The organism is Vibrio aestuarianus, assembly GCF_012395185.1.
GTDB lineage: Bacteria > Pseudomonadota > Gammaproteobacteria > Enterobacterales > Vibrionaceae > Vibrio > Vibrio aestuarianus.
On sequence record NZ_JAAZTU010000011.1, the window covers coordinates 109,578 to 120,350 of the forward strand.

A 10,773-nucleotide genomic window follows, 5' to 3' on the forward strand; every position below is an offset into this window, starting at 1 on the left:
ATTCGATTAAGATTGAAGATCGATCAGGATATTTTTCCAATTGGCCACCTCATTTTTAAAATGTTTTATCTGGCGATCATTACTTAGCTGAATAATTTGCACTAAATATCGCTCTGACAAGGCATGATTGTATTCTATTTTACTGGCAAGCACTGGCGAGTAGTAACTTTCAGGCTCAAACAGTAGTCGATTTAAACGCGGAAGAAAGAGGCTGAGTTCATCACGCTGATTGAGCAAAACTTCTACCTCGGTTCGAATTTGAGCTTGATAGTTGATCCAATCATAAGCGGTAATCTGCATGCTATCCGCCCATTGCTGCACTAATTGCTGTTGGGCTGGTTGCAAGTCACCTAACCAGTCTTCAACTCTTTCTTCAATACGACTTTTGTATTTCCCATGGATTTCAGTATCCGTTAATCCTTGGTAACGATCTGCATACTTATTATGTTTTTTTTCCAAACCTAGTATTAATGTTTTCACTTGCTGATCGCTAAGCTGCTGTGCAAGTGAATAGATATCAGGCTCAATTTTTTGCAGCAAACGATGATAATGTGCTCTCATCTCTACCTCTTGTTCATGAAAGAGTTCTACAGTCATCGTGCGTGGGGTTATTTGTGATAATTTATCAAGCTGCTGGACATAAAGGGGGATCTCTTGCTGCTTATGCCATTGACTAATATTAACAATACGCTCACTCAATATTGTTTTTTGCTTCTTGGTCAAATCAACATAATCTTCAATATAATCAATCACAAACCAGTCAAGGTTATGGTAGACAAATTTAGTTCCACATCCAACGAGCAAAGCTAAACTTAAGCCCATTACTATCCATGTGCGCATTTAATCGCCCTTTAATCACTCGCCCTAATAGCCTGTACGTAAAAATATAGCATGAGGTTCAATATCCAACGAAAATGAATGCCACTATCAGCTAAGGACTGCTATTTTTAAGGTTAGATAACTAAATAAAATGCATACCCAAATAACTTGAAGTGCAGGTGACCAGCGAGTGTATTCATCCCCATGAGCATAGATAAACGATGTGATTGAAGTGAATGGGTGTAGTCAACACCGCAGCTGCTTCAATTAGACAAGAGATACCGCAAAAAGTGAAAATCATGAATATTACCTACCGCTCGGCAACAAGCGAAGATTATCAATTTACTTTTGAGCTGAAAAAAGTGGCTGAAATGGATGCCATTACCGCTGTTTTTGGCTGGGATGAAGAGCTACAACAAGAGCTACACCGCCAAGAGTGGAACTCTGGGCTTCCAACCATCATCTGCCTAGATGGTAAACCTATCGGGACTTATTTACTCGAAAGCAAACACGACACTTTATTTTTTTCACGCTTTTTTATTCTTCCTGCATTTCAAGGTATGGGAATTGGTAGTCAAATTCTGCAAACCATCATCAAGGTTTCTCAGCAAACTCACTCCCCTTGTAAGCTCTGCTACCGACAAGGAAACCGTGTTGGAGAACTGTATAAACGGTTTGGATTTATAGATTATGAAACCGATGATGTGTTCGTACATATGCAATTTGTGCCATCATTCACCAATTAAATAGATGCACAAAGCAAATTAATGGGCTGTAATCACCTAAAGCTAGGCCTACCATTCACACCAAATACAATCTGACACAACAATATCACTACATTTATTCACACATATTGATTACTTAATGCATAAAATGCGTGAGCATGCTCTGATTAATATCTTTTCATTTTTGCGGCTAAAGGTTGTGTGAACAAGGTTTGATCTTTTTCCTAGTGATCATTAGACAATCGTTTTATTCAATGTTTGTTATAGGGAATATTTATATGTTGTATGTGGAATTCCTGTTCCTCCTGTTAATGCTTTATATTGGTTCGCGCTACGGCGGCATCGGACTTGGTGTTATTTCTGGTATCGGTTTGGTTATTGAAGTTTTCATATTCAAAATGCCGCCCACTTCCCCACCTATCACCGTCATGCTGATTATTCTTGCGGTGGTGACTTGTGCTTCAATTTTAGAAGCCGCGGGAGGATTAAAATACATGCTGCAAGTTGCTGAACGCTTGCTACGTAAAAACCCTAAAAACGTCACGTTAATTGCACCGTTTGTCACCTATGCAATGACCTTTATGTTGGGAACTGGCCATGCCGTTTATTCCATCATGCCAATCATTGGTGATGTAGCACTGAAAAACGGTATTCGTCCTGAACGCCCAATGGCGGCGGCCTCGGTTGCTTCGCAAATTGCGATCACGGCTTCTCCTATATCAGCCGCTGTTGTGTTTTACCTAGCTCAACTATCTGACATTCAGCACGACATTACCCTGTTCTCTATTCTGTTAGTCACTGTACCTGCAACTTTATTTGGTACTTTACTGATGTCACTCTACAGCCTACGTCGTGGCAAAGAGTTGGATGATGATCCTGAGTATCAACAACGCTTGCAAGATCCTGTGTGGAAAGAGAAAATTCAAAATACGACAGCCACTACGCTGAATGAATCTCTACCGTCTGCGGCGCGTAATTCCGTGCTGATTTTTATCGGTGCTATTTTATCAATTGTTGTTCTCGCTATGGTGCCTGAGATCCGCACTGTCGTTGAAGGCAGCAAACCCATCAGTATGGCTGTGGTTATCCAAATGATGATGCTCTGTTTTGGCGGTATCATTCTTTTGGCGACTAAAACTGACCCACGCAATGTACCAAATGGTGTTGTGTTTAAATCTGGGATGGTTGCTGCGATTGCTATTTTTGGTATCGCATGGATGTCAGACACATACTTCCAATATGCCATGCCACAATTTAAATCAGGCATTGTTGAGATGGTCACCGATTATCACTGGACGTTTGCTCTTGCTCTGTTCATCGTTTCTGTTGTGGTGAACTCACAAGCTGCGGTTGCGGTTATGATGCTACCTGTCGGTTTAGGTTTGGGTCTAGAGCCAGCGTTATTGGTAGGTTTGATGCCTGCGCTCTACGGCTACTTCTTTATCCCTAACTACCCTTCAGATATCGCTACGGTAAACTTTGATAATACTGGCACCACTAAAATTGGGAAGTACTACTTCAACCACTCGTTTATGGCAGTAGGTCTCATTGGTGTTGTTAGTGCTTGTTGCTTAGGCTACGTTTTAGGCCAAATGATTATCGGCTAAAAAAATAAACCCCAGACTGATGAAGTTCTGGGGTTTATTCAAAGTAAAATCAAAGCGCAAACAACTAAGCCTGAAGATGTTGTTTGCGCTTTTTCTTTCTAATCATGCTTAATAATGTTGTTATCGAGCAATGTTCCAACGATATCAATAGACGTCATACCATCAAAGCTGAATTGATTAGCTAAATCTTCAACCACAATGGTTTGGTGTACGTTATTATCTGTGGTGATATCGAGTTCAACATCATCAGTATTGGCAATCACTTTGGCTTCAATTTGATTAGATGCAGCCAATGATGCGAGTAGCTGATCCATCGGCAATTGACTACCCAGATCAGAAACAACGTCGGTTAAATCGATGACATCCCCTTCTGCTGTACTAAAATCCGTGATGGTGTCCGTTTTGTCATCGACACTGTCCAAGGTCCACTTAAATATGTCAGCCCCACCATCACCAGTTAAAATATCAGCACCTAATCCACCGACCAAGATGTCGTTACCTGCACCTCCGTGCAAAATATCATCACCTGCACCACCTTCAATATAATCATCACCGCTACCACCAGTCAGACTTAAACCGCTATCGTCTGCAAGTAGTTGTGAATCGTCAGAATTAGAAGATTGATCGATAACCGTACCATCAGCTAACACATCAATCTGAATATCGAGTGGTGTAGATGATGCAAAGCTACCGTCGGTTTCAGTGGAAATAGCCGTCACTGATAAGGTATGGGCACCAAGGCTTAACCCCGTGACCTCTAAACTGTTAATAGCATCAGCAGAAACTACCCATACTCCGCTTTGTTCGACAACACTGCCCGTTGCACTTGAAAGTGTAGCTCCCGATGGAAGATTATGAATTTCCAGTGACAGTACTTCGTGGCTATCGGTCAGAGTTGCAACTAAACCGACTAGCGCAATACCCTGGTTGCTGACACTTTGATTGACATAACTCTGTTTGATGTAGTTGAAACTTGGATCGACCGTCAATGTCGGTGCATTTGCTTTTGGCGTAACCGTAATGGTAAAGGTTTCAGTATCTTCTAATGCCATACCCGAAGCATTATCAGCGTATACACCAACATCATTCGCTTTAACTGTAAGAGCGACAGTATCACCAGCGATGGCCGTTGCATCGATGAACACCCCATTGATAGGATCGGTAGTATTCAATAGTGCATTAATATCAGTCAATGTACCTTGTAAGACAATGTCTCCGTTTAATGCTGGCGTTTGAGTAACACTACTTCCAGCAGGAATAACGACACTCAGTATCCCTTCGGTCACGCTTAAGGTGACACTCATGGTTTGGTTCGCTTGAGATCCGCTGTAATCTACATCACTGACTGTAATGCCTGTGACTTTTTGAGCAGCACTTTCATCAATGGTTGTGGTTATCGATGCTCCATCGATAACAGGAGCATCATTAACCGCCAGCACATCTAAGACTGCTTGACCGGAAACAGATTGAGGATCACTAACACCGTTTGTTGTGCCATCATCAGTAATGTCATAGGTAAAATTCACCTGTCCATAAAAATCCAATGCTGGTTCAAAGGTCCATTCACCTACACTGGTTTGAATTAATGTGCCCATCGCAGGATCAACTAACGCCAGGTTAGACACTGTCAATGTATCAGATTCAGTATCGGAAGCATTAGCGAGCAACTGAGACGCGACAATCGTTATTGAACCGGCATCTTCGTTAATATCCGGCAGAGTAACTGATGCTGTCATTGGTGCGTCATTCACTTCTGTCACATTGATTGTGAACTGGTCTGAATTGCTATTTAAAGTGCCATCATCCGTCGCAATGACCAAGCCATTATTACCTTGGTCATCAATAGAGACATTTACGTTCACTGCGCCATTGAAGTCCGTTTCTGGAACAAATTTCGCAACCCCTGCCGCTAGTGCGCTATTAATATCGGTAATAGTTCCTTTAAGCTCAACACTTATCGTTCCATCACCCGTCACTATTAAATTTCCCAACAATGCTGGATCAATCTGTAACACACCATGCTCAACGTCAATTATCAAGGCATATTCGGCATTTGGATTATCTATCGTACTATCAGCGTCAGAAACCATAAATCCATTTAAGGTTATCGGTGTATCTTCAGCTGTTTCTGTATTGGTAATTCCGGAAAACTCTGGACGATCATTGACTGCAGTGATATCAACCGCCACGTCAAATTCTTGTACTGGTCCTAAATGTTCAATACCATCTAACCCTGTATCTACCGATTGCACTTTAAAATGCAGTGCATCAGTCCACGCGCTGTTATTCCAATCACCAGAATTGAAAATAAGCTTATCCAAACTTTGGGCATCAACATTCAGCAACCACACCCCAGCGCCTAAATTCGTCCCTAATGTACCATCAGCTAAAGCAATGCTTGCTCCATCTGGCACGCCCGAAATTTCCACTCGCAAGGTCTCTGGCGAGTTTTCGGTATAATTAGCTCCGGTCGAAATAGAATCTATGTTGTCGATGATTTGTGCTTTAATGTCGATCGCAATATCTTCACCTTCGTTTCCAGCAACGTCCTCAACAGGTTCAACGTCAATGGCATCTCCGACAGGAACAACATCAAATTTAAAACTGCCAGTATGCTCAACAGGGACACCAAGTAGTGATTCTTGAGTAAAGATTTTTACGCCAATCTCCACCTCACCACTGAAATTTTTCGCAGGTTTAATCGCAATATTAGACAAATTGAGAGAGGTCTGGGTGAGATCTTTCAACTGGATGCTCCACTCACCACCACCATTATTTTTGACGACATATTGATTGGAATCGAGAGAGCTCACAATAAAGTCGGTCGGCACTCCGGTGAGCTTAATAGAGACAAACTCTTCCGAACCGTCAGTATCGGTTAAGTCAATGTTGAATTCAGATCCTGGCTTCGACAAAACAATCCATTCATCTTCTAAACCTTCCACTTCAGGGGCACTTGGACCGCTTCCTGAAATGGCAATGTCATCGACGACTGGTTTTACTTCAAAGCTAACATTAGTAGTGAATGTTTTATCCGCATCAGTATTGGTAATGCCAACAACGGAAGCTGGATTAACTTCATCAAATGTTGTGGTATCGGTCACTTTACCTGAGACACTAATATTAACAGTGTTATCATCATTGCCCGTTGGGTAGTTAGGTGCCGGTTTGAAATAGACGTTATCCAGCGCAGCAGGTAATTGGCTAGAGTTGAAGGTGATTTGGGTACCAAGTTCATTGCCATCAGCATCAACAAATGTTCCAATATTTGTCCCCTGCACTGTTAACGTTACTTCAGTTAAAGTTTCTTGTCCTTGCGTGAGGTCGTTAGCAATGTCAGCCAAGTCAAGATCGAGCGATAAATGGATAATGCCATCTTCATAACCAATGCCATCATTCGTCGGAATATCGTTAGCTGTTGACGTGGGTTGATGATCCGCACCTAAGCCTAATGTACCTTCAACAGTTAAAGTTACTCGTGGGGTAACATTGCTATCTGCAGGCTGATCGGATCCTGGAATATCAGCGATTGGAGAAACCGCCACAGGGATTTCCGTGGTCATGGATTTTTCATCACCAGAAGCCGTGTCTGTGGTTACAAAAGTAACCGGTACCTTGAAGTCTCCAGCGTAATCTTCCGGTAAGTTAAGTTGCAAGTTTTCTAGACCTGAAATAGAACCATCTGTGTTGACCACGCCTTTGTAAACATACAGGCCATCGACGAAATCAAACTCAGCGCCCGATAAACTGGCTCCAGCCGGTAATAGGTTCTGAGCAATAACGATACTTAACTCATCAGATACTCCATCAAAACCAGAAGCACTGATCATCAGCTTATCTTGGATCTGTTGTCCTAAATCCACCACATGATCTTCACTGCCTAACACAATATCATCAACATCACCAACAAGGTTGATGTCTGCTGCCACAGAATCATTACCCGTGACAATTTCGGGAAACTTCAATGTAATATCCGAGTGCACTTCTTTGATAGTTTTCACTTCAGAGCTATCTTCACCTTTATCGAAGACTTGGGCAAAAATGGTTAATGTTATTTCATTGTAACCATCGTCATCAGGATCATTATTCGTACCCAATATCAACCCATTTGGTGCCTTAATGCTGAAGTTATTTTCATCAACAATGGTCCAAGTGCCATCGCCATTATTAATAGCACCGGTGATCAAAAGTTGGTCAAGAACATCTGGTGTGACATTGTTGAAACGCACCACTAACTGATCAACGAGTTCTTGTGACTGATAGCCAGCCGTTGACTGGCTATCCACATTATCAAAACGGATAATATTGGCATCAGTCTCACCGCCTGCAGCATCATTAATCGTAAAATTAATCACTCCTGCGGCATCAGCTGTTACACTATTTTGTACACCACTGCCATTTTCAACACGTAACTCGCCGTCTGGCTCTACGATTGGCCGCACCGTCACGTTCACAGAACCTTGAATCACTTTCGATACAATCCCTTCTCCAGGATTTGCCGAGTCGACATATTCATGATCCTGCTCTTTCACCACAAGTTCTGTATTTAAGGTAAAATCGGTACTGGAATGTTCTGGTGGTTGCACTTGAATATAACCAGCAGACAGTACTTGATTGGAAAAGTCTTGTTCACTTTGACCGACAGCAGGTGTGAGCACTAACTGGTTATTTGAATCTAGTGCTGTAAGGACACCATTAACATAAACGCTGCTTCCTGTAGGGAAACCGGACAAGGTGACTGCTGCAAAATACTCATCGGCATCTGGATTTTGAGCATTCTCAGGCTGCCAGCGAATATTAATCAGGGAATCTTCATTGCCTATCGAGCTTGATTGATAGTTGTCTGCCACATCAATAACAGGTCTAACATTAATGCGGATCTCAGACTCGACTTGGCGAGTATGACCATCATCTTCAGTAACGATAACGCTCGCCTTGATGTGAATATTTTCTGTCGACGATTGAACCGGCTCAACTTTAATGCCTGTAGAGACTTGAGCAGTGGTCAGGTTTGCCTGATAAATTGGATGATTTGAAGAATCGTACCCAACAAACACTAAGTCAATAACACTACCATCACTGTCATATAAATTCACACCATCAGGAATATTGGAAAGCAATACCGTCAAGGATTCAGAGTTGTCTGATGGATTATCTATCTTTTCTCCTGACAACACACTGAAGTCGATGTCCACTGCTTGATTTTCATCAACCGTTGTTTCCACCACTTGAATGCCATTTTCTTCAAACTCAGTCCATGTATTACTACTACCTGCATTGAAATCGATAATAGGAAGGTCAGCGACACCTTTCACTGCCACATTAACCGTTTTTGAACCTAATGATTGTTCATCAACAATCTCACCGCTTGAAATAATCACTCTATCTTTCACGATACCTTCAACGGAGAAGGTAAAGTCAGCATTACTGTGCTTCGGCGGTAATACTTCAACTTGATTAAGATACTGTTCTGGTACCTCAAAATAAGTATGACCACTGCCATCATCCACCGTCGTAATTTGACTAGCTCCCGCACCTAACCACACCAAGGTTACTCCAGCCTCAGAGAAATCAGAAATACGCACATGCAATGACTCAGAGCTATCAGTATCAGCAGAAGCCGTCATGGTGATGACTTCACTGAGTAACAGAGGGTCATGATCTGTTTCGGGATCAACCGTATTTTGCGTTGCCGCGTTGTCTTCAAAAATATTGATTCGATTGACGGAAAAACTACCCATATCCGCATCGGGAGTTACATCAATGATGATTTCTTTAGTTTCTGAACGTGCGCTTTCTTTACCAATAAATGCATTGGACTGTTCGGTTGTAATAGCGGTGATACCCAATCGAATCTGGCCACCAAAGTTGTCATTAGGGTCAACCTGGACTTGTGCTATTTTGCTGGCATCAACCAAATAGTAATTGCCATTGGCATCAGAACTCACCTGGAGAGGAGTGCCATCAGCATAGACTAAACGCGCGTCCCCTTCCCCCTGAGTAAAGCGAATCTCATACACTATGACTTCTGGTGAACTTGTATCTTGTGTCTGTGCTGCAACATTAAGATTGACATTGCTGCTATCTTCCACCGTGTCATAGTGAAATTCACTACTTGTTGCCCACGTAGCAATATCGGCGACACTTTCGACTTCAATACGCATCTTGCCATTCACCGAATGATCCGCTGAATTGTCGTTCAGAATTTGTACCGTCAGATTTATAGTAAAACCACCATCGGCACTGGCATAGTTACGATCTGGTACAAAGTAGAGGTTATCGACAGAAGCAACCGTTCCATTTAAGCTCTGCTCGACCATATTAGCTGGTAAAACAACCTTACCACCCACTACATCCAGTTTTATGTAATTGCCGCTGCCATCTAGATAATAGAAATCACCATGCGCATTATTAATATTTTTAACCGTCACATCACCAATCGATTCATTACGATCGATATCATTCAGTTCCACTTGTAAATCAACTTTAATCGGCGTCGTTACAAGTCCTGTTTGATTATCTTGAGCGTTGGTTAATTCATTGTTCGGCATGGAAATAACCGAACCATCGCGCCCTGCATCTTCAGTTCCTAAGACACTGGCCACCTTAATCACAGCATTGCGATCGGTAATGATCACGTTGAGCTGCTCTGTTGACGTATCACCATCTTTATCGGTAGCGGTAACATCAACCGTAAAAGGGATCTCTGGGCTATCACCATGGTCAAGACTAGCGGCAGGTTTGAATCTTGCACCGCCGGTTGGTGTAATGAGTAAGGTTCCGAGATCTCGCTCTACATTATTAACAATTTCAACAACGGTTACCGTTTTGTTTAAACCATTTAAATCAACAGAATCAACTAGAGTCGTTGAATTGCCAACACGAAACTGAATGTCTCGCCCTACTTCATCGACAGCAGAAAATCGAGTGACGAGTCCATTATCTGCACCTTGGGTATCCGGTGAGTTATTGTTATCAACGCTGAATAAATTAACGGTACGATTATTGTCACCTTCCACCGTGGTAATCGTTTTATCATGCAGTGTTGGTACATCATCAACGATGGTGATCGGCAAGGCGATCGCATTAGACACATCACCATCTCGGTCTGTCGCCGTAACCGATAAATTTAAAATGAAATCGTTTTCTCCGGCTCCCGTCGCGTGGTCAAGCGGTTTAAGTAACTCAAATTGATAGCTGTCTGCCGAGCCATTGAACGTTATTTTAAACACGGCATCGTTGGAGCTTAGGGTCCTCGCTTCATACACGATAACACCGTTGCTATTAGAAACTTCAACTAGCTCTAAATTCTGGCCGCCAGATTGCAAACCGGCTACTGGTGTCACTAAGTCGGTCAATTGATAGCTAACAATGCCATCCGCCCCATCCACAACGTCAAAATTACCACTCAGCGTCGTACTGCCTGAGCCATCCGAGCCCATACCCGACAAATCATCTTCATCAACGGTTTGTTGGCTACCCGCTGTAATTTGGCTAATGGTTGGTACATCATCGATGATGGTGATCGGCAAGGCGATCGCATTAGACACATCACCATCTCGGTCGGTCGCTGTAACCGATAGATTTAAGATAAGATCGTTTTCTCCGGCTCCCGTCGCGTG

General features: G+C 42.6%; 4 protein-coding genes. 2 read left to right on the forward strand and 2 right to left on the reverse strand.

The window, feature by feature from the left end; translation table 11 throughout:
• Window positions 1–6: 6 nt before the first annotated feature.
• Entirely contained in the window at window positions 7–840 is an 834-nt protein-coding gene (locus HGG78_RS07540; RefSeq protein WP_172532493.1) for a DUF6279 family lipoprotein, read from the reverse strand.
• Between the two features lie 278 nt (window positions 841–1,118).
• Here HGG78_RS07540 and HGG78_RS07545 point away from each other — a divergent pair, with 278 nt between their 5' ends.
• A complete protein-coding gene (locus HGG78_RS07545; RefSeq protein WP_053310686.1) occupies window positions 1,119–1,565 on the forward strand; it encodes a GNAT family N-acetyltransferase in 447 nt (148 codons plus the stop codon).
• Between the two features lie 257 nt (window positions 1,566–1,822).
• Window positions 1,823–3,151, forward strand: coding sequence for an anaerobic C4-dicarboxylate transporter (locus tag HGG78_RS07550; RefSeq protein WP_053310466.1), 1,329 nt, complete (start codon window positions 1,823–1,825; stop codon window positions 3,149–3,151).
• Window positions 3,152–3,249: 98 nt separating this feature from the next.
• Here HGG78_RS07550 and HGG78_RS07555 read toward each other — a convergent pair.
• Window positions 3,250–10,773: T1SS-143 repeat domain-containing protein (locus HGG78_RS07555; protein ID WP_172532494.1), on the reverse strand; the 7,524-nt coding region annotated here is incomplete at its 5' end.